The organism is Mesorhizobium sp. ESP6-5, assembly GCF_020164695.1.
In the GTDB taxonomy this organism is placed as follows: Bacteria; Pseudomonadota; Alphaproteobacteria; order Rhizobiales; family Rhizobiaceae; genus Mesorhizobium; species Mesorhizobium australicum.
Genome location: NZ_JAIUGR010000008.1, coordinates 56,026 through 73,973, shown reverse-complemented (window position 1 = coordinate 73,973; position 17,948 = coordinate 56,026). Strand labels below are relative to the sequence as shown.

General features: G+C 62.0%; 20 protein-coding genes. 14 read left to right on the top strand and 6 right to left on the bottom strand.

Annotated features, from left to right (window positions below):
* Positions 1–69: 69 nt before the first annotated feature.
* Together LB524_RS14870 and LB524_RS14865 are read left to right on the top strand one after the other, a co-directional pair.
* Positions 70–507: a DUF1489 family protein gene (locus LB524_RS14870; RefSeq protein ID WP_140616375.1), complete on the top strand. Its 438-nt coding sequence runs from the start codon at positions 70–72 to the stop codon at positions 505–507.
* Between the two features lie 272 nt (positions 508–779).
* Positions 780–1,481 carry a DnaJ domain-containing protein gene (locus LB524_RS14865; RefSeq protein WP_224527731.1) on the top strand — a complete coding sequence of 234 codons (702 nt, stop codon included), beginning with the start codon at positions 780–782 and terminating at the stop codon, positions 1,479–1,481.
* Positions 1,482–1,527: 46 nt separating this feature from the next.
* Here the strand turns inward: LB524_RS14865 and LB524_RS14860 are convergent, their stop codons facing one another.
* Positions 1,528–2,949 (bottom strand): SPOR domain-containing protein, encoded by a 1,422-nt coding sequence (locus LB524_RS14860; RefSeq protein ID WP_224527728.1) that lies wholly within the window; start codon positions 2,947–2,949, stop codon positions 1,528–1,530.
* Positions 2,950–3,233: 284 nt separating this feature from the next.
* On the opposite strand from LB524_RS14860, the gene LB524_RS14855 reads away from it, so the two are divergent.
* The 3 genes from LB524_RS14855 to clpA all read left to right on the top strand — a co-directional run bounded on the left by LB524_RS14855 (position 3,234) and on the right by clpA (position 6,624).
* Positions 3,234–3,563, top strand: coding sequence for a phasin family protein (locus LB524_RS14855; RefSeq protein WP_015317766.1), 330 nt, complete (start codon positions 3,234–3,236; stop codon positions 3,561–3,563).
* 256 nt (positions 3,564–3,819) lie between these two features.
* Entirely contained in the window at positions 3,820–4,149 is a 330-nt protein-coding gene (gene clpS, locus LB524_RS14850) for an ATP-dependent Clp protease adapter ClpS (protein ID WP_010909565.1), read from the top strand.
* Between the two features lie 6 nt (positions 4,150–4,155).
* Positions 4,156–6,624 (top strand): ATP-dependent Clp protease ATP-binding subunit ClpA, encoded by a 2,469-nt coding sequence (clpA, locus tag LB524_RS14845; RefSeq protein WP_140664145.1) that lies wholly within the window; start codon positions 4,156–4,158, stop codon positions 6,622–6,624.
* A 79-nt stretch (positions 6,625–6,703) separates the two neighbouring features.
* Here the strand turns inward: clpA and LB524_RS14840 are convergent, their stop codons facing one another.
* From LB524_RS14840 to LB524_RS14825, 4 genes are all read right to left on the bottom strand, one after another.
* Positions 6,704–7,135 (bottom strand): HIT family protein, encoded by a 432-nt coding sequence (locus tag LB524_RS14840; protein WP_224527725.1) that lies wholly within the window; start codon positions 7,133–7,135, stop codon positions 6,704–6,706.
* Between the two features lie 176 nt (positions 7,136–7,311).
* Entirely contained in the window at positions 7,312–8,526 is a 1,215-nt protein-coding gene (locus LB524_RS14835) for a GNAT family N-acetyltransferase (protein WP_224527722.1), read from the bottom strand.
* 55 nt (positions 8,527–8,581) lie between these two features.
* Entirely contained in the window at positions 8,582–9,310 is a 729-nt protein-coding gene (locus LB524_RS14830) for a glycerophosphodiester phosphodiesterase (protein WP_140616389.1), read from the bottom strand.
* Between the two features lie 14 nt (positions 9,311–9,324).
* Complete coding sequence (locus LB524_RS14825) at positions 9,325–9,789, bottom strand: RidA family protein (protein ID WP_015317774.1); 465 nt, start codon at positions 9,787–9,789, stop codon at positions 9,325–9,327.
* 138 nt (positions 9,790–9,927) lie between these two features.
* Here LB524_RS14825 and LB524_RS14820 point away from each other — a divergent pair, with 138 nt between their 5' ends.
* From LB524_RS14820 to tsf, 5 genes are all read left to right on the top strand, one after another.
* Positions 9,928–10,758: a cell envelope integrity EipB family protein gene (locus LB524_RS14820; protein ID WP_015317775.1), complete on the top strand. Its 831-nt coding sequence runs from the start codon at positions 9,928–9,930 to the stop codon at positions 10,756–10,758.
* Between the two features lie 36 nt (positions 10,759–10,794).
* The gene (locus tag LB524_RS14815) at positions 10,795–11,073 is read left to right on the top strand and encodes a DUF4031 domain-containing protein (RefSeq protein WP_140616396.1); all 279 of its coding nucleotides are present in this window, start codon (positions 10,795–10,797) and stop codon (positions 11,071–11,073) included.
* On the top strand, positions 11,070–11,681 hold the full coding sequence (locus LB524_RS14810; protein WP_224527719.1) for a LysE family translocator: 612 nt from the start codon (positions 11,070–11,072) through the stop codon (positions 11,679–11,681). Before LB524_RS14815 ends, LB524_RS14810 begins: the two co-directional genes overlap by 4 nt.
* 177 nt (positions 11,682–11,858) lie before the next feature.
* Complete coding sequence (gene rpsB, locus LB524_RS14805; RefSeq protein ID WP_015317778.1) at positions 11,859–12,641, top strand: 30S ribosomal protein S2; 783 nt, start codon at positions 11,859–11,861, stop codon at positions 12,639–12,641.
* Positions 12,642–12,749: 108 nt separating this feature from the next.
* The gene (gene tsf, locus LB524_RS14800) at positions 12,750–13,670 is read left to right on the top strand and encodes a translation elongation factor Ts (RefSeq protein WP_224527717.1); all 921 of its coding nucleotides are present in this window, start codon (positions 12,750–12,752) and stop codon (positions 13,668–13,670) included.
* A 4-nt stretch (positions 13,671–13,674) separates the two neighbouring features.
* Here the strand turns inward: tsf and LB524_RS14795 are convergent, their stop codons facing one another.
* Positions 13,675–14,619: a LysR family transcriptional regulator gene (locus LB524_RS14795; RefSeq protein WP_224527715.1), complete on the bottom strand. Its 945-nt coding sequence runs from the start codon at positions 14,617–14,619 to the stop codon at positions 13,675–13,677.
* Between the two features lie 117 nt (positions 14,620–14,736).
* Here LB524_RS14795 and LB524_RS14790 point away from each other — a divergent pair, with 117 nt between their 5' ends.
* The 4 genes from LB524_RS14790 (at position 14,737) to frr (ending at position 17,945) form a co-directional block, all read left to right on the top strand.
* Positions 14,737–15,264, top strand: coding sequence for a nuclear transport factor 2 family protein (locus LB524_RS14790; protein WP_015317781.1), 528 nt, complete (start codon positions 14,737–14,739; stop codon positions 15,262–15,264).
* A 35-nt stretch (positions 15,265–15,299) separates the two neighbouring features.
* Entirely contained in the window at positions 15,300–16,409 is a 1,110-nt protein-coding gene (locus LB524_RS14785) for an aldo/keto reductase (RefSeq protein ID WP_015317782.1), read from the top strand.
* 150 nt (positions 16,410–16,559) lie between these two features.
* Positions 16,560–17,282 (top strand): UMP kinase, encoded by a 723-nt coding sequence (gene pyrH / locus LB524_RS14780; protein ID WP_224527712.1) that lies wholly within the window; start codon positions 16,560–16,562, stop codon positions 17,280–17,282.
* 108 nt (positions 17,283–17,390) lie between these two features.
* Entirely contained in the window at positions 17,391–17,945 is a 555-nt protein-coding gene (frr, locus tag LB524_RS14775) for a ribosome recycling factor (RefSeq protein WP_015317784.1), read from the top strand.
* Positions 17,946–17,948: the final 3 nt, after the last annotated feature.

Below are 17,948 nucleotides of genomic sequence, written 5' to 3'. Positions count from 1 at the left end.
CCCAAGCCGGCACTGTGGAGAAGTCCGTCAGGCCGTTGACGTCCCGGCGCTCCGGACTAACCTTGGGCGATGGCTCTCAATCTCCTAAAGCTTTGCGTCGGTTGCGACAGTGTCGAGGATCTCGAAGAGTGGATCGCCTTCCGCCTTGACGAGCGCCGCCGTGCCGGCGAACCAGCCGAACACTGGCACACCACCCGCATGATGCCGACACGTGGCGACGAGGTCACCGATGGCGGTTCGCTCTACTGGGTGATCAAGGGCAGCGTGCAGTGCCGCCAGTTGATCACGGAAATCCGGCCGTTCACCGATGACGACGGCATTGGCCGCTGCCATTTGATGCTCGATCCCGAGGTGGTGCGCACCGACTGGCAGCCGCGCCGCGCCTTCCAGGGCTGGCGTTACCTGAAGCCGGCGGACGCCCCGGCCGACCTCGGCAAGGGCAAGGCGGGATTGGTCGAGATGCCGCCGAAACTCAGGCGCGAGCTGGCCGACCTCGGCCTGCTCTAGGGCTTGAGCGAAGGATTGCCTACTGCCGCGCCCGCGTTTTCTGGCCCTCAATCTTGCCCCGCGCTGGACTTGCAAGCGACGCGACGACGCCACATCTTGAAATCCATGCGCGATGAAGAACTGTCGACACAGGCCGCTGTGCTTTGGAGGATCAGTTCGCATGATGGTCCTCCTTCCGGCCCGATTAAAGGCCATGATTCTGGCGCACGAAAAGTGTTGAAGGACATCACGCGGCTGTCCGAGCGGACAGGACCCCTGCGGGGCGGTGCGAAATGTTAGGCGCAATTATCATCGTGGTCGCGTTGTTGCTGGTGCTGCTGGGGGTAGCCACCGCATTTCTCCGCGCGGATCCGGCGCAACTCGCAAGCGGAATGAGAAAATTGGGACCGATCCTGCTGGCGCTGGTGGGTGGCGCCGTGCTCCTGGTCGGGCGCCAAGGCATCGGCGGCATCATCCTGTTCGTGGCAATCGCCTGGTACGGCGCCATGCATACGGGCGGGCCAAAGGCCAGACCGGGTGCTGGAAAACGCTCAACGGTGCGGACGGCGGCACTCGAGATGGAACTCGATCACAATACTGGCGGCCTGGAAGGGCTGGTGCTGGCCGGCCGCCACGATGGCAAGATGCTTGGCTCGATGACCCTTGCGCAATTGCAGCATCTCTACCGCGAACTCTCCGGCGATCCGGAGAGCCGGCAGTTGCTAGAGACGTATCTTGACGGCAGATTTCCCGTCTGGCGCAAATACGCTGAGACGAACGGTGGCGAAAGGCTGGGTGTTGCGCCAGGTCCGGGCGCCATGACTAAGGAGGAGGCCTACAAGGTCCTTGGTCTTGAAGCGGGGGCCGCCGCGGCGGATGTCCGCAAGGCGCACCGCCGCCTGATGCAGCGCCTGCACCCCGATATCGGCGGCACGTCTTTCCTGGCGGCGCGGATTAACGAAGCCAAGGACGTCTTGCTCTCCAATCACAACTAGTCTCCTTCGACGCAAAAATTTTCCGGGAGATATCTTCCACGCAGTCCTATTGCTGGACGGCGTAGCACTCGATTTTCTTCTTCTTCAAAGCGGTGCAGGCCTTCCAGGCGGCATCCTTGGACCCAAAGCCGCCGAAGCGAGCGCGGTAGTAGGTGGCGCCGTCCTTGTCGAAAGCGACGGTGAAGCCGGAAGCGTTGGCCAGCACCTTGGGAGCCTGCTTGGTGGTCTTGTCGAGGAAAGCCTGGGCTTCGGACTGCTTCGGCGAGGAGGCAACCTGGATGGCCCAGCCTGACGGAACCGACGCGGTGCTGACCGGATCAACGGCCGGGGTGGGCTCGGCATAGGCGGCCACGACCTGGGCGGTGGCGACCTTGGGAGCGGAGACGATGACCGTCTTTACCTTCTTTGCCGGGACAACCAGCTTGGGTGCCTCCGCCTCGGCTGTATCCTCGTCCTCGCTGTCGCCCTGGGCAATGGTCGCGTCGTCGGCGACGGCCGTATCGGCTTCCGCCACGGCCACCGGCTTTTCGTCCGGGGTCGGCGCGTCATGCTTGGGCAGGAGAACCTTTGCAAGTGCGCTGATGGGGTTGCTGTCCGCCTTGGCAACGAGGTCGCCGCCACCGCGGGTCGAGGCCCTCGGCAGATAGGTGTTGATCAGGCCTGCCATCTGGTTGTCTCGGCTGCCGCCCGACGTGCCGCCCATGACAACGGCGACCAGGCGGCGGTTGCCGTCATTAACGGAGGAGACGAGATTGAAGCCGGAGGCGCGGGTATAGCCGGTCTTGATGCCGTCGACGCCCTTGATGCGTCCGAGCAGACGGTTATGGCCATTGATGCGCTGGCGACCGTAGAGAAAGGATCGCTGCGCGAAATAGCCGTAGTACTGGGGAAAATGTTCCCTGAGCGCAATGCCGAGCGTGGCCATGTCGCGCGCGGTGGTGAACTGTCCCGGATCCGGCAGGCCGTTGGCGTTGCGGAAGACCGTGCCGTTCATGCCGAGCTGCCGCGCCTTGGCCGTCATCATGCGGGCGAAGTTGGTTTCGTTGCCGCCGAGCATTTCGCCGAGCGCGGTCGCCGAGTCGTTGGCCGACTTCGTCACGATCGACAGGATCGCGGTCTCGACCGCCACCGATCCACCAGGCTTCACGCCGAGCTTGGTCGGCGCCTCGGCTGACGCATGGGCCGAAAACACGACTGGCGAGTTTCTGCTGATCTTGCCCTTCGCCATCGCTTCAAAGGTCAGATAGAGCGTCATCATCTTGGTCAGCGAAGCGGGATAGCGCCGGCCATCGGCATTAGCCGAGTACAGCACCTTGCCGGTTTTGGCATCGACGACGATGGCCGCGGATTTCGCCGCGAGCGACGAGGCGACGTCCGCGACGACGAAGGTCATCGCCATGGCGAGGATCATGATCGTTTTAAGAGGGAACGCGGATTTGGAAACGAAGCCCGACAACGCCTGACGCACTGGTAGTTCCTTTGAATTTCTCGTTGCGCTGGAGGCGGCAAAGGGATCCTGCCTCACTTCTGGCCAAGCTAGCGGGGCAGCGTTACCAATCCGTTTATGGTAACCGCCGCGTTCACCATTTTCTGGGGGTTTGAGCCTTCCTTTATTCGAATTTTAGCCATTGCCGCTGCCCGCGGGGTCGCGAGTCCCCGACTTCTTGACTTTTGTGCGCTGCACAATATATATTATGCATTGCACAACGGCGCTCGGGGCAGGGCGCGTCAACCGTCCAGGGAGAGTACGAAATGACCCAGACCTATGAGGACTTCAGCAAATACGGCAAGGAGTTCGCCGACACCGGATTGAAGAGCTTCGCCTCCTTGTCCAAGGGCGCGCAGGCGATCGCCACCGAGGCCGGCGAATACACCAAGAAGAGCTTCGAAGCCGGCAGCGTCGCGTGCGAGAAGCTGTTCTCGGCCAAGTCGCTGGACAAGGCGATCGAGATTCAATCCGACTATGCCAAGCAGTCGTACGAGGCGTTCGTCGCCGAGGCTACCAAGATCGGCGACCTCTATGCCGAACTCGCCAAAGAGGCCTACAAGCCGTTCGAATCGATCGTTGCCAAGGCAAAGTAATTTTTCGCCCGTGAATTGAAAATCCGGCCCTTTGGGCGCGGGACAAAACCCGACCGCGGAAACGCGGCCGGGTTTTTTCATGCCAGCGCTTCACGATTGCGAAAAACCGCCAGGTTGGTCACCTAGCCATATTGTCAGCTAACCAGAAGGGCTTAAAATCGTCCATCGAACACCTACATGTTGAACTCGCATGAGGATTCGAAAGAGGCAGGATTACGTGACGATCGGTTTGACTGCCACGAGACAAGTGGCGCGGATGCAAAACGGCGGCGGCGACGGCAATGAGGCCGGCCGCGGGACGGCCGTCATCACGCGCACCAAAACCAAAACCAAAAAGCCCAGCCTTTACCGGGTCCTCATCCTCAACGACGACTACACTCCGATGGAGTTCGTGGTTCACGTGCTGGAGCGTTTTTTCCAGAAGGACCGCGAAGCCGCCACACGCATCATGCTTCATGTTCACAATCATGGAGTGGGCGAGTGCGGGGTCTATACATTCGAGGTGGCCGAGACCAAAGTGTCTCAGGTCATGGATTTCGCCCGACAGAATCAGCATCCGCTGCAATGCGTGATGGAGAAGAAGTGAGGTAACATGCCGGCTTTCTCCCAAGGCCTGGAAAAGGCGCTTCACCAGGCGCTGACGCTCGCCAATGAGCGCCACCATGAATATGCAACCCTTGAACATTTGCTGCTCGCGCTCATCGACGACACCGAGGCGGCCGCCGTCATGCGCGCCTGCAACGTCGATCTCGACGAGCTGAAGCACACCGTTCTCACCTACATCGATACCGAGCTCGACAATCTGGTTACCGGCTACGACGAGGACTCCAAGCCGACCGCCGGCTTCCAGCGCGTCATCCAGCGCGCGGTGATCCATGTGCAGTCATCGGGTCGCGAGGAAGTGTCGGGTGCCAACGTGCTCGTGGCGATCTTCGCCGAGCGCGAAAGCCATGCCGCTTATTTCCTGCAGGAACAGCAGATGACCCGCTACGACGCGGTCAACTACATCTCGCATGGCATCGCCAAGCGGCCGGGCGCGTCGGAGAGCCGCAGCCCGCGCGGTGCCGATGACGAGCAGGGCGGCCCGAACGGCGCCGAGCCACAGGAGGAGGGCGGCAAGAAGAAGCAGCAGCAGGACGCGCTGACCGCTTATTGCGTCAACCTCAACAACAAGGCCAAGGCCGGCAAGATCGATCCGCTGATCGGCCGCGAAGGCGAGATCAACCGCACCATCCAGGTGCTGTGCCGCCGTTCCAAGAACAACCCGCTCTATGTCGGTGACCCCGGGGTCGGCAAGACGGCGATCGCCGAAGGTCTGGCCAAGCGCATCGTCGAGGGCGACGTGCCGGAAGTGCTGCACAATGCCACCATCTTCGCGCTCGACATGGGCACGCTGTTGGCCGGCACGCGCTATCGTGGCGATTTCGAGGAACGGCTGAAGCAGGTCGTCAAGGAGCTCGAGGATTATCCGGGTGCCGTGCTGTTCATAGACGAAATCCATACGGTGATCGGCGCCGGCGCCACTTCGGGCGGCGCCATGGATGCGTCGAACCTGTTGAAGCCGGCGCTGTCTTCCGGTGCGATCCGCTGCATCGGTTCGACCACCTACAAGGAGTTCCGCCAGTTCTTCGAGAAGGACCGTGCCTTGGTGCGGCGCTTCCAGAAGATCGACGTCAACGAACCGACCGTCGAGGACGCCATCGAGATCATGAAGGGCTTGAAGCCCTATTATGAGGAATTTCACAAGGTGAAGTTCACCAACGAGGCGATCAAGGCCTCGGTGGAGCTGTCGGCGCGCTACATCAACGACCGCAAGCTGCCGGACAAAGCGATCGACGTGATCGACGAGACCGGCGCCTCGCAGATGCTGGTGCCGGAAGCCAAGCGCAAGAAGACGATCGGCATCAAGGAGATCGAAGCGACGATCGCCACCATGGCGCGTATCCCGCCGAAGACGGTTTCGGCCGATGACGAGAAGGTGCTGCAGGGCCTGGACATTGAGCTCAAGCGCGTCGTCTACGGCCAGGACACCGCCATTACGGCGCTGACCTCGGCGATCAAGCTGGCACGGGCCGGCCTGCGCGAACCGGAAAAGCCGATCGGCTCGTACCTGTTCTCGGGCCCGACCGGCGTCGGCAAGACGGAGGTCGCCAAGCAGTTGGCCGCCTCGCTCGGCGTCGAACTGATCCGCTTCGACATGTCGGAATATATGGAACGCCACACCGTCTCGCGGCTGATCGGCGCGCCTCCCGGCTATGTCGGTTTCGACCAAGGCGGCCTTTTGACCGACGGTGTCGACCAGCATCCGCACTGCGTGCTGCTTCTCGACGAGGTCGAGAAGGCGCATCCGGACCTGTTCAACATCCTGTTGCAGGTGATGGACCACGGCAAGCTGACCGACCACAATGGCAAGCAGATCGACTTCCGCAATGTCATCCTGATCATGACCACCAATGCGGGCGCATCCGATGCGCAGCGCGCGGCGATCGGTTTCGGTTCGACCAAGCGCGAAGGCGACGATGTCGAGGCGATCAACCGGCTGTTCACGCCGGAATTCCGCAACCGTCTCGATGCGATCATCCCGTTCGGCTCGCTGCCGGTGCCGGTGATCCATCAGGTGGTGCAGAAGTTCGTCATGCAGCTGGAAGCCCAGCTCTCCGAGCGCGGCGTCACCTTCGACCTGTCGCCGGACGCGATCGCCTGGCTTGCCGACAAGGGTTATGACGAACGCATGGGCGCGCGTCCACTTGGCCGCGTCATCCAGGAGCACATCAAGAAGCCGCTGGCCGACGAGGTGCTGTTCGGCAAGCTGAAGAAGGGCGGCACGGTGCGCGTCACCGTCGAGAAGAAGGAAACCGGCGAGACCGGCCTGAAGCTCGAATCACTCGCCGACGAGGCGCCGGTGAAGCCGAAGAAGGAAGAGCCCGAAGACGCGCCGAAGCCGCCCAAGGCGGTGGCCAAGAAGCCCGCGGCCAAGAAGGTCGTCGCGCAGAAGCCGGAGCCCAAGGGCAAGGATGGCGGCAAACGCAGCCTGGTGCCGCAATTGCCCCGCAAGGGCTGATCGGAACTTACTCGGAAAAGCCCCGGAAACGGGGCTTTTTCATTGCGCCAAAGTCATATGAAAGCGGCGAACAGACACCTCAGCCCGCGAGCGCGGCACGGATCTTGCCGGCATTCTCCGCCAGCACTTCCGGCTTCTCCATCTGTCCGGAATGCGGTTTGAGCGCCACGCCCTCGAAGCGCGGAACCACATGCACATGCAGGTGATAGACGGTCTGTCCGGAGGCTGGCTCGTTGAACTGCATTATGGTGACGCCATCGGCGTTAAAGGCTTTCTTCACCGCCAGCGCCATTTTTTGAACAACTGTAAAGAGCGAGCCAAATATCTCCGGGTTGGCGTCGAGCAAGTTGCGCGACGGCGCTTTCGGCACCACCAGCGTATGGCCCGGTCCTTGCGGCATCACGTCCATGAAGGCCACTACGGCGTTATCTTCGTAAACGCGGTGCGAAGGAATTTCTCCACGCAGGATCTTTGCGAAAATGTTGTCTGTGTCATAGGCGGTTTCGGCCATGGCGAACGCTCCGGATTGTGCCTCGCCGTCCCGTGTAGCGAAGCTCTTCCGGAGCGGCAAGACTATGGCCGACGTGATCGGCCATCCCAAATTCGACAAGCGCGTCATGAAGCGCCTTTTGCGCTGCGATGGTGCTTACGCACCCATGGCCGGGGCATGGCACGCCAAAGAGCCTGCTATTCCTCGAGATCCTTGCGGAACGGGGTATGTTCTTCCAGATATTCGCCCATCCGCTCCACTTCGCGCCGCTCGCGCCTGAGATAGTCGGCGACCGCGTTGCGCAGGCCAGGATGGGAAATGTAGTGGGCCGAATGCATAGTCACCGGCCGGTAGCCGCGCGCCAGCTTGTGTTCGCCTTGCGCGCCTGCCTCGACCACCTTCAACTTGCGTTCGATGGCGAAGTCGATGGCCTGGTGATAGCAAACCTCGAAATGCAGGTAGGGGTGATCCTCGATGCAGCCCCAGTTGCGGCCGTAGAGCGCGTCGGAACCGATGAAGTTGATGGCGCCGGCAATATAGCGCCCGTCGCGCCTGGCCATCACCAGCAGGATGTCGTCCGCCATGCGTTCGCCGATCAGCGAGAAGAACTGGCGGTTCAGGTAGGGGCGGCCCCATTTGCGGCTGCCGGTGTCCATATAGAAGGCGAAGAAGTCGTCCCAGGTCTTTTCGGTCAGGTCCTTTCCGGTCAACCAGTCGATCGAGATGCCATCGGCCAGCGCCTCGCGCCGTTCCTTCCTCATCGCCTTGCGTTTGCGTGAGGCAAGCGTGGCGAGGAAGTCGTCATAGGTCGAAAAGCCTTCGTTGAAGAAATGGAATTGCTGGTCGGTGCGATGCAGGAAGCCCGCGGCTTCCAGCGTCGCGACGTCGCTCTCCTGCACGAAGGTGACATGCGCAGAGGACACGCCGAGCTTGTCGGTCACCATTTTGAGACCGGCCGCAAGCCCAGCCTTCACCGCATCCTGATCCTCGCCTTTGCCGACCAGCAGGCGAGGGCCGGTGACGGGGGTGAACGGCACGGCACTTTGCAGTTTTGGATAGTAACGGCCGCCGGCGCGTTCGAAGGCATCCGACCAGCCGTGATCGAACACGTATTCGCCCTGGCTGTGCGACTTGAGATAACAGGGAACGGCGCCGAGGAGCCTGCCTTGCGCGGTCTCCAGCCGCAGGTGATGACCTTGCCAGCCGGTGCGACGCACGGCACAGCCGGAATCCTCCAGAGCGCTCAAAAAAGCGAATGAAACGAGCGGGTTGTACCCAGCTTCCGTGTCGCCACGCGTGGTTCCGGCAAAGCCGTTCCATTCGTCGCAGGTAAAGGCACCGATGCCGGCGGCGATGCGGATCGAATAGTCTGCATTCGCCATTTGTCCGTCGCCGTCATCGCCCTGATCCATGAGGCTTATTTAAGCTCCATTCGGGCCGCTACAAGTCACGTTTCGGGCACCCTGCTCAGGCGACTTCGACCAGGTCGGGTTCGAACCCTTCGAACGTCATCTGGTCGGCATATCTAAAGGTCAGGTCGATCGCGGGCTGATCATGCACCGTCCAGGTGATGACAGGCATTTTGAGCTTTTCGCGCACGAAGCTGACAAACGGATTCGGCAAGTCGCCTGCGGCATAGGAGGTAAAGGCGAGTTCGTGCGCCAGCATGGCGAAATGTGCTTCGATCAGCTTGGCGTCCTTGCCATAGGCGGTCAATCCAGCCGGGATGCCGGGCGCGTGTTTGGGGAAATCGCGGATCAGCCAGTGATCGAATGACATGATCGCCGCCTTGCCCTTGTAGCGCTTGAGCATCTTGCCGACGCGCGCCACCAGGCCTTCGTCGCGACCGGGAGTTCCTTTCAGTTCGACGACCATGGGCACGCGACCATCGACGAGGTCGAGCGCTTCCTGCAACGTCGGCACGTGATCCGCCGTGCCGCCAACCTTGAGCGCGGTAAGTTCGGCCGCGCTGCGTTGCCAGACGAAACCGTCCTGCCCGGTCAGCCGTTGCAAATCGTCGTCATGGATGACGATGGGGACGCCATCCGACGACAGATGCACGTCGCATTCGATCGCGTAGCCGCGTTCGGCCGCGGCAGCGAAGGCGGAAAGCGTGTTTTCCCAGCGCGTCTTGTTCATGTCGTGAAAGCCGCGATGGGCAACCGGCCGGGCCGTCAGCCAGGAGAGGTCGGTCATGTCAGCACCTACACTCATTCGACTTCGAAGATCGCTTCGATTTCCACCGCGGCATTAAGCGGCAGGGAGGCGGTGCCGACGGCCGAGCGCGCGTGCTTGCCGCTTTCGCCGAGCGCGGCAACCAGGAAATCGGAGGCGCCGTTGGCGACCAGATGCTGCTCGACGAAGTCGGGGGCAGAGGCCACGAAGACGGTGATCTTCACCAGGCGACGGATCTTCTCGAGGTCGCCAAGTGCCGCCTTGGCCTGTGCCAGGATGTTGATGGCGCAGTATTTCGCCGCGTCCTTGCCGCTTGCCGTGTCGACGTCGCGGCCGAGCAGGCCGCTTGCCTGCAGCTTGCCGTCCTTGAGCGGCAACTGACCAGCGGTGAACAGCAGGTTGCCGGTCCTGCAATAGGGCACGTAGTTGGCGGCGGGTGCGGCGGCGACGGGAAGCGTCACGCCGAGATCACTTAGCCGCTTTTCGATTGTTTCACTCATTGCTTTTCCCTATTGCTGGAAGGCGCCGCGCTGGCCGGGCCGAAATTGCTATTTTTGCCTCGCTTCCGCCACGACTTTTTTTAAGCTGGACCATCTTTCCCTGCGGCCTGCCATCAGCCGCGACGATCGGAGTACCTCATGCGCGCGACGCGCCTTGCATTCCACGCCGTTCTGTTGTCGGCGCTTTTGCCAACAGGCGCCGCTGTCGCCGCACCGGCGCTGCAGGCGCATCGTGCCGTCTATGATCTCACGCTCAAGAAGGCGGACGATCGGTCCGGCATCACCGGCATCACCGGCCGCATGGTCTACGAGTTCAATGGCTCGGCCTGCGAAGGCTATACGGTGAAATTCCGTTTCGTCACCCAGATCGCCACCAACGACAACACGAAGCTGACCGACCAGCAGACGACGACTTTCGAGGATGCCGAAGGCAAGACCTTTTCGTTCGTGACGAAATCCTTTGTCGACCAGAACCTCGACAAGGAGGTCAAGGGTATGGCCACGAAAGACGCGAAGGGCCTCAAGGTCGATATCGACAAGCCGGAGAAGAACAGTCTCGAACTCGCCGCCACCCAGTTTCCGACCCAGCATCTGGTCGAGCTGATCGGAAAGGCCGAAAAAGGCGAAAACTTCTATCAGACCAACTTGTTCGACGGCTCGGAAGACGCCAACAAGGTGATGACGACCACGGTTGTCGTCGGCAAGAAGAGCGAGGCCGACAAGGCCGATCCGGAAGCGCCGGCATTGGCGAAGCTTGCCACCGACAAATACTGGCCGGTCGACATCGCCTATTTCGACGACAGCGCCCAGAACGGCGAGGAAGTGCCGGAATACCGGATCAGCTTCAAGCTGCACGAGAACGGCATCACCCGTGATCTCGTCATGGACTATGGCGACTTCTCGATGACCGGCAAGCTGGTCAACCTATCGCTGTTCGACCAGACAAAGCCTTGCCCAGTATCGAAATAGCAGGGTCGGGCAATTGAGCTGGCCGTGGCGGGCTTGATGGCAGTCTATGTAGATGCGGCGATCTGGAAATGGGCCGGCCATCTCTGGTGCCATCTCCTAGCCGACGACACCGACGAATTGCATCGCTTTGCGGCGGAACTCGGCATCAAGCGCTCGTCCTACCAGGGCCCGCCCAAGACATCCGCTCCGCACTATGACATAACCGGCTTCGAGCGCGACCGTGCGGTGCGGCTCGGCGCCATCGAGTGCAGCCGCGAGCAGATCGTCGCCATCTTCCGGCGCGTGCGGGTGCCCAACGGAAAGTCCAAGCGATGACACCAACGGCATTCCTGGCATATTGCGCCGCTGTGACGCTCGCCGCCGCCACGCCGGGGCCGGCAATGTTCGCGGTCATCACCAACGGCGTGTCGCGTGGGTTCCTGCGGGCCTTCATGGCCGGCCTTGGGGTCGCCGCCGGCGATGCCGTGCTCGTCACTCTGGCGCTGCTGGGGTTGGTGGCCCTGGCTCAGACCTTCGAATGGATCTTCCTCCTGTTGAAATATGCCGGCGCCGTTTATCTGATCTTTCTCGGCGTCAGGATGTGGCGGGCCTCGGTCGCGCAATCGAATGAGCCGCGGACGGGGCAGGCGAAGTTGTCCCGATCCTTCCTGCTCGGCGCGTCCATAGCGCTCGGAAACCCGAAGGCGATCCTGTTCCATGCCTCGATCATGCCGCTGATTCTCGATCTCGACACGATGACCTTTTTCGATGGCCTGCTGGTGGTGGCGACCGTCATCAGCGTCAATATCGTGACAATGGGGGTCTATGCCGCGCTCGCGGGCCGGGCTTCGGGCTGGTTCAGGACACCCAGGCGCATGCGGCTGATGAACAGGTTCGCCGGCAGCGCCATGATCGGCACCGGAGCGCTGATTGCCGCACGCTAGGCGTTAAAGCGCCGCCCCGCTTGCGTTTGTCGGACTTCCCCTCTATATGCGCGCTCATTCCACACACGGACTTTGGTGTCTGCCCGGGAGAAATCCGGCTGAGACCTCCGGTGGTGTTCGAGGACCTCGGTCCAAAAATGCCTGTGTCCGTGGAGGCTAACCGGAAAGGAACTTAGAATGGCACTGCCTGATTTCAGTATGCGCCAGCTTTTGGAAGCTGGCATTCACTTCGGCCACCAGACCCACCGCTGGAACCCGAAGATGGCGTCCTACATCTACGGCGCCCGCAACAACATCCACATCATCGACCTCTCGCAGACGGTGCCTTTGCTGCACCAGGCGCTGAAGCAGGTTTCCGACACCGTCGCCAAGGGCGGCCGCGTGCTGTTCGTCGGCACCAAGCGCCAGGCGTCGGACATCGTTGCCGATGCGGCACAGCGTTCGGCCCAGTACTACGTCAACTCGCGTTGGCTCGGCGGCATGCTGACCAACTGGAAGACGATCTCGAACTCGATCCAGCGCCTGCGCAAGCTCGACGAGATGCTGGCCGGCGAAGCGCAAGGGTTGACCAAGAAGGAACGCCTGAACCTCGATCGCGAGCGCGAGAAGCTCGACAAGGCGCTCGGCGGTATCAAGGACATGGGCTCGACGCCCGACCTGATGTTCGTGATCGACACCAACAAGGAGGCGATCGCCATCCTCGAGGCCAAGCGCCTGGGCATCCCGGTCGTCGCCATCATCGATTCGAACTGCGATCCGGACAAGATCGATTTCCCGATCCCCGGCAATGACGACGCGGCCCGCGCCATCCAGCTTTATTGCGACCTGATTGCCAAGGCCGCCATCGACGGCATCGCCCGTCAGCAGGGCGCGCTCGGCATGGATATCGGCGCTTCGGTCGAAGCTCCGGTCGAACCGGCGCTCGATCCGGCTCCGGCGTCGGAAGCCCCCGAGGCTTGACAATCGAAGGCCGGTTGCGGCCTTCATCTTTCTCATATTTTGGCACGCTAGACAGACGCACCATCGAATACCGATGGTGCGTCGGTGCATTTAAACAAAGAGGCGACAATGAGCATTTCGGCTGCACAGGTCAAAGAACTCCGCGACTTGACCGGCGCGGGCATGATGGACTGCAAGGCGGCGTTGAACGAGACCAACGGCAACTTGGAAGAGGCCGTTGACTGGCTGCGCAAGAAGGGTATCTCCAAGGCCGACAAGAAGGCCGGCCGTACGGCAGCCGAAGGTCTGATCGGCGTCGACAACGGTGTGCGTGAAGCTGCCGTGGTCGAGGTGAATTCCGAGACCGACTTCGTCGCCCGCAATGCCGCCTTCCAGGAAATCGTCGCCAACGTCGCCAAGGTGGCGCTTGCCTATGGCACGACCGAAGCGGTCGCCGCCGCCAAATATCCGGGCTCCGACAAGTCGGTCACCGACACCATCAAGGACGCGGTCGGCACTATCGGCGAGAATATGGGCTTCCGCCGCTCGGCCAAGCTCACCGTTCCGCATGGTGCGGTTGCGACCTATGTGCACAACGCTGTTGCCGATGGTCTCGGCAAGCTCGGTGTGCTGGTCGCGATCGAGACCACGGGCAACGAGCATGCCGCCAATGCCTTTGGCCGCCAGGTCGCCATGCATGTCGCCGCCACCAACCCGATGGCGCTGACCGCCGAGCAGATCGATCCGGCCGCGATCGAGCGTGAGAAGGCAATCTTCTCCGACCAGGCGCGCCAGTCCGGCAAGCCGGAAGCCATCATCGAGAAGATGGTCGAGGGTCGCCTGCGCAAATTCTATGAGGAAGTCGTGCTCCTGAAGCAGGCCTTCGTGCTCAATCCCGACATCACCGTCGAGAAGGCGCTGCAGGATGCCGAAAAGGAAATCGGCGCGCCGGCCAAGATCACGGCCTATTTGCGCTTCGCCCTTGGCGAGGGCATCGAGAAGGAAGAGACGGATTTCGCCGCGGAAGTCGCGGCGGCGGTCAAGAAGTAACTTCTTACCGGTCCATTTCGCCTGTGTTTTTTCGGCCGGACATCCGCTGGGATGCCCGGCCGATTTCGTTCGCGGTGTCGATAAAGGCCCTGAGTTTGGGCGCCATCGCCGCGCGACGCGGAAAGTAGAGGAAAAGGCCGGGTTCCTCGATCGCTGATTGCGGCAGAACCTGCACCAGGCGACCGGCCGCGAGATCGGCGCGCGCCAGCGGCTCGAACATGTAGGCAAGGCCCACTCCGGCGAGAGCCAGATCGATTGCCGCAAGCGAGTCCGTCACGATGGCCGTACCGCTGGTTTCCATGACCACGTCCTTGCCGTCCCAGGTCAAATCCCAGCGATAGAGGGCACCGGAGCGAACGAGACGGTATCCGATGCAATTGTGGTTCGCGAGATCGGCCACGCTGCGCGGACGGCCATGTCGCCCGATATAGGCGGGCGAGGCGACGATAACGGCTTTGAAGGGCTGCGTCAGTCGGATGGCCACCATGTCCTGGGCGATCATCTCGCCGAGCCGGATGCCGCCGTCAAAACCTTCGCCGACGATGTCGACCAACCCTTGATCAGCAAAAATCTCGACCGTGATGTCGGGATATCGCTCGGCCATCGCCGCCACGACCGGCGTCACCGCCAACGGCATTGCAATGTTGGAGGCGTTGATCCTGAGCAGCCCGGACGGCCTACCCTTGACGCTGCGGATACGATCCATCCGCTCGGCGATATCCTGAAGGGCAGGGGCCGCCGTTTCCACCAGCGCCTTGCCCGCCTCGGTGAGCGAAACGCTGCGCGTCGTGCGCGCAAACAGCGGCTGGCCGATCCGCTCCTCGACGAGGCGCACTGCATGGCTGACCGCCGAAGGGCTCATGCCCAGTTCGGCCGCGGCAAGGGCAAAACCGCCGCGCCGGGCGACCGCAATGATGACAGGCAGATGGCTGAGCAGATCCCGGTCCATTCATGAACAGTATCGCATAGTCTTTGCGGAGAATGCAATCTTATCGACGCCGAGGCAGAGGTCCACATTGTCGCCAACACATCGGCGATCGGGCTGATGGTATCGAGGAGAAGAGATATGAACGCCTTGAAACACGCTACCTTCGCCGCAGGGCTTGCCTTGGCGCCGCTCGACGCCGGCGGGGCCGAACCGATGGGCTGGCAGGCGCTTGCCGATGACCGCGCCATCATCCGCATCGCCGATGCCATCGACCGCGCGGTCGACGCGCAGGACTGGAAACGCGCGCGCAGCTATTTCGCGGATAGGGTCACCGCCGACTTCAGCAGCCTGTCCGGGCAGCCCGCGGCCAACATCGCCTCCGACGATCTGATCGGCGCCTGGGCCGGCAATCTCAAAGGCAGCAAGACCAGCCTGCATCTGCGCACCAATCACCAGGTCGTCCTTGAAGCGGACACGGCGACCGTTCTGTCGAACGGCTACGCCTGGAACCGGATGGAGGGCAATGGCGACCCGCTCTGGGAGGTCTGGGGCACGTATGAGCATCACCTCACGCGCTCAGCGGCTGGCTGGAAGGTCGATGGCTTCACCTTCCGCATGACGCATGAGCGCGGCAATCCCTGGGTCAAGGCGACACCTGGCCAATGACGCCCGCATCAACCGGACCAAGATCGGAAAAGACAATGACGATGAGCTACTACACACTCGGCAACAGCGGGCTGCGCGTCAGCCGGCTGGCACTGGGCACGATGACTTTCGGGACGGAATGGGGCTGGGGCGCGGACCGGGATACGGCGCGCGCGATGTTCGACGCCTATGTCGAGGCCGGGGGCAATTTCTTCGACACCGCCGACCTTTACACCGGCGGCACGGCCGAGACCTGGCTCGGTGAATTCGTAGCCGAGCGGGGCTTGCGCGACAAGGCGGTGATCGCCACCAAATTCACCATGAACTCGAACCCCGGCAATCCGAACGCCGGCGGCAATGGCCGCAAGAACATCATGCGTGCCGTCGACGCATCGCTGAAGCGGCTGGGTACCGACTATATCGATCTCTATCTCATGCATATCTGGGACAGGCTGACGCCGGCCGAAGAAGTGCTGCGTACGCTCGACGATCTGGTTCGGGCAGGCAAGATACGTCACATCGGCCTGTCCGACGTGCCGGCCTGGTATGCCGGGCGGGCGCAGGCGATCGCCGAACTGCGCGGCTATGAGCCGATCTCTGCGTTGCAGCTTGAATACTCCCTGGCGGAGCGTGCCATCGAGCATGAATTCGTGCCGTTCGGGACACGCCATGGCGCCGGCATCATGGTCTGGAGCCCGCTGGCAAGCGGACTGCTAAGTGGCAAATACCGCCCGGCGCAGGCGGGCAATGCCGGCCGGCTCGACGGCTTCCGCAACACCACCCACCCAGGCTTCCAGAAATTCAGCGAGCACAACTGGGCTGTGGTGGCGGAGCTGGAGAAAGTCGCCGCCGAACTCGGCCGCGGCATGGCTCAGGTCGCGCTGAACTGGGTGGCGACTCAGCCAGGAGTTGCCACCGTCATTCTCGGAGCAACGCGGCTTTCGCAGCTGCAGGATAATCTTGCGGCGCTCGATTTCTCCATACCGCCCGCGCTTCGCCAGCGCCTGGACAAGGTGAGCGGCACGCCGGCACCGTTCCCGCATTCTTATTTCGGTCCCGAGATCCAGGTCCGTGTCGCGGGCGGTGTCGTGACCGGCGACAAGCCGTCAGGCTACGCATTGCCGGTCGTGGTCGAAGGCGAGGCGGTTGCCATCAGCAGCAACTGATCCAGAAAGCCTGGAATTTTGCACAAGGGCGCGGCGTGACATCGCCGCGCCCTTCGTGTATCCGGTCAACCCGTCATGACAGCACCGCCGGGCGAAGCAGGGGGCGTTTTCGCCTTCAGAGCTTGCCACGCCGGAATTTCGAGGAACCAGATGACGGTCAAGCCCCGCTACCGACGTGTTCTGCTGAAAGCTTCGGGCGAAGCGTTGATGGGCGAACAGCATTTCGGCATCGACGTCTCGGTCGTCGACCGCATCGCCGGCGACATTGCCGAGGCCCGTGCGCTGGGCATCGAGGTGGGTGTCGTTATCGGCGGCGGCAATATCTTTCGCGGCGTGGCGGTCGCATCCAAGGGAGGCGACCGCGTTACCGGCGATCACATGGGCATGCTTGCCACGGTCATCAATTCGCTGGCGTTGCGCACGTCGCTGAACAAGATCGGTGTCGATGCCGTCGTGCTGTCCGCAATTGCCATGCCCGAGCTTTGCGAGAGTTTTTCGCAGCGCCAGGCGACCGCCTACATAAACCAGGGCAAGGTGGTGATCTTCGCCGGCGGCACCGGCAATCCGTTCTTCACCACTGATTCGGCGGCGGCACTTCGCGCGGCCGAAATCGGCGCCGACGCGCTGTTCAAGGGTACACAGGTCGACGGCGTCTATTCGGCCGACCCGAAAAAGGACCCGAATGCGACACGTTTCGAGCGCATCAGCCACGCCGAAGTCATAAATCGCGGCCTTTCCATCATGGATACCGCTGCGATTGCACTTGCGCGCGAAAACAACATTCCGATAATCGTCTATTCGATCCACGAAAAGGGTGGTTTCGGCGATATTCTAAGGGGCGGCGGCCGCTGCACGGTCGTCGCGGACGAATGATCGGGGCCGATCCCTGGAAGGGGAAACCGGCTTTCGAACATCAGGCTCGAACACGGGGCCCTTGCCCCGAAGCAGTGAACCCGCGGCAGACGGGTCGAGGAGACTAAGATGAGTGGTGAGTACGACGATCTGAAGCGGCGCATGGATGGGGCCATCGCCGCGTTCAAGCATGACCTGGCTTCGCTGCGGACCGGTCGCGCCTCCAGCAATCTGCTCGATGCGATCCAGGTGCAGGCCTATGGCACCACCATGCCGATCAACCAGGTGGCCAACGTTTCGGTGCCGGAGCCGCGCATGATCTCGGTCTCGGTCTGGGACAAATCGATGGTCGGCGCGGTCGACCGCGCGATCCGGGAATCCAATCTGGGCTTCAACCCGATCGTCGATGGCACCAATCTGAGGATTCCGCTGCCGGAGCTCAACGAACAGCGCCGCAAGGAACTGGTCAAGATCTCGCATGGCTACGCAGAGAACGCCCGTGTCGCCGCGCGCCACGTGCGCCGCGACGGCATGGATTTCCTGAAGAAGGCGGAGAAGGACGGCGACATCAGCGAGGACGATCAGCGCAAGCGTTCCGACCAGGTCCAGAAACTTACCGACGAAACCATCAGCACCATCGATCATCTGCTTTCCGACAAGGAAGCTGAAATCATGCAGGTTTAGGGT

Coding starts and splice junctions, on each gene's coding strand:
- LB524_RS14855 (WP_015317766.1), top strand. CDS start 3,234: ATGACCCAGACCTATGAGGACTTCAGCAAATACGGCAAGGAGTTCGCC.
- rpsB (WP_015317778.1), top strand. CDS start 11,859: ATGGCACTGCCTGATTTCAGTATGCGCCAGCTTTTGGAAGCTGGCATT.
- clpA (WP_140664145.1), top strand. CDS start 4,156: ATGCCGGCTTTCTCCCAAGGCCTGGAAAAGGCGCTTCACCAGGCGCTG.
- LB524_RS14865 (WP_224527731.1), top strand. CDS start 780: ATGTTAGGCGCAATTATCATCGTGGTCGCGTTGTTGCTGGTGCTGCTG.
- LB524_RS14840 (WP_224527725.1), bottom strand. CDS start 7,135: ATGGCCGAAACCGCCTATGACACAGACAACATTTTCGCAAAGATCCTG.
- clpS (WP_010909565.1), top strand. CDS start 3,820: ATGCAAAACGGCGGCGGCGACGGCAATGAGGCCGGCCGCGGGACGGCC.
- LB524_RS14870 (WP_140616375.1), top strand. CDS start 70: ATGGCTCTCAATCTCCTAAAGCTTTGCGTCGGTTGCGACAGTGTCGAG.
- LB524_RS14790 (WP_015317781.1), top strand. CDS start 14,737: ATGAACGCCTTGAAACACGCTACCTTCGCCGCAGGGCTTGCCTTGGCG.
- LB524_RS14830 (WP_140616389.1), bottom strand. CDS start 9,310: ATGACCGACCTCTCCTGGCTGACGGCCCGGCCGGTTGCCCATCGCGGC.
- LB524_RS14835 (WP_224527722.1), bottom strand. CDS start 8,526: ATGGATCAGGGCGATGACGGCGACGGACAAATGGCGAATGCAGACTAT.
- pyrH (WP_224527712.1), top strand. CDS start 16,560: ATGACGGTCAAGCCCCGCTACCGACGTGTTCTGCTGAAAGCTTCGGGC.
- LB524_RS14795 (WP_224527715.1), bottom strand. CDS start 14,619: ATGGACCGGGATCTGCTCAGCCATCTGCCTGTCATCATTGCGGTCGCC.
- LB524_RS14825 (WP_015317774.1), bottom strand. CDS start 9,789: ATGAGTGAAACAATCGAAAAGCGGCTAAGTGATCTCGGCGTGACGCTT.
- tsf (WP_224527717.1), top strand. CDS start 12,750: ATGAGCATTTCGGCTGCACAGGTCAAAGAACTCCGCGACTTGACCGGC.
- LB524_RS14820 (WP_015317775.1), top strand. CDS start 9,928: ATGCGCGCGACGCGCCTTGCATTCCACGCCGTTCTGTTGTCGGCGCTT.
- LB524_RS14810 (WP_224527719.1), top strand. CDS start 11,070: ATGACACCAACGGCATTCCTGGCATATTGCGCCGCTGTGACGCTCGCC.
- LB524_RS14815 (WP_140616396.1), top strand. CDS start 10,795: ATGGCAGTCTATGTAGATGCGGCGATCTGGAAATGGGCCGGCCATCTC.
- frr (WP_015317784.1), top strand. CDS start 17,391: ATGAGTGGTGAGTACGACGATCTGAAGCGGCGCATGGATGGGGCCATC.
- LB524_RS14785 (WP_015317782.1), top strand. CDS start 15,300: ATGACGATGAGCTACTACACACTCGGCAACAGCGGGCTGCGCGTCAGC.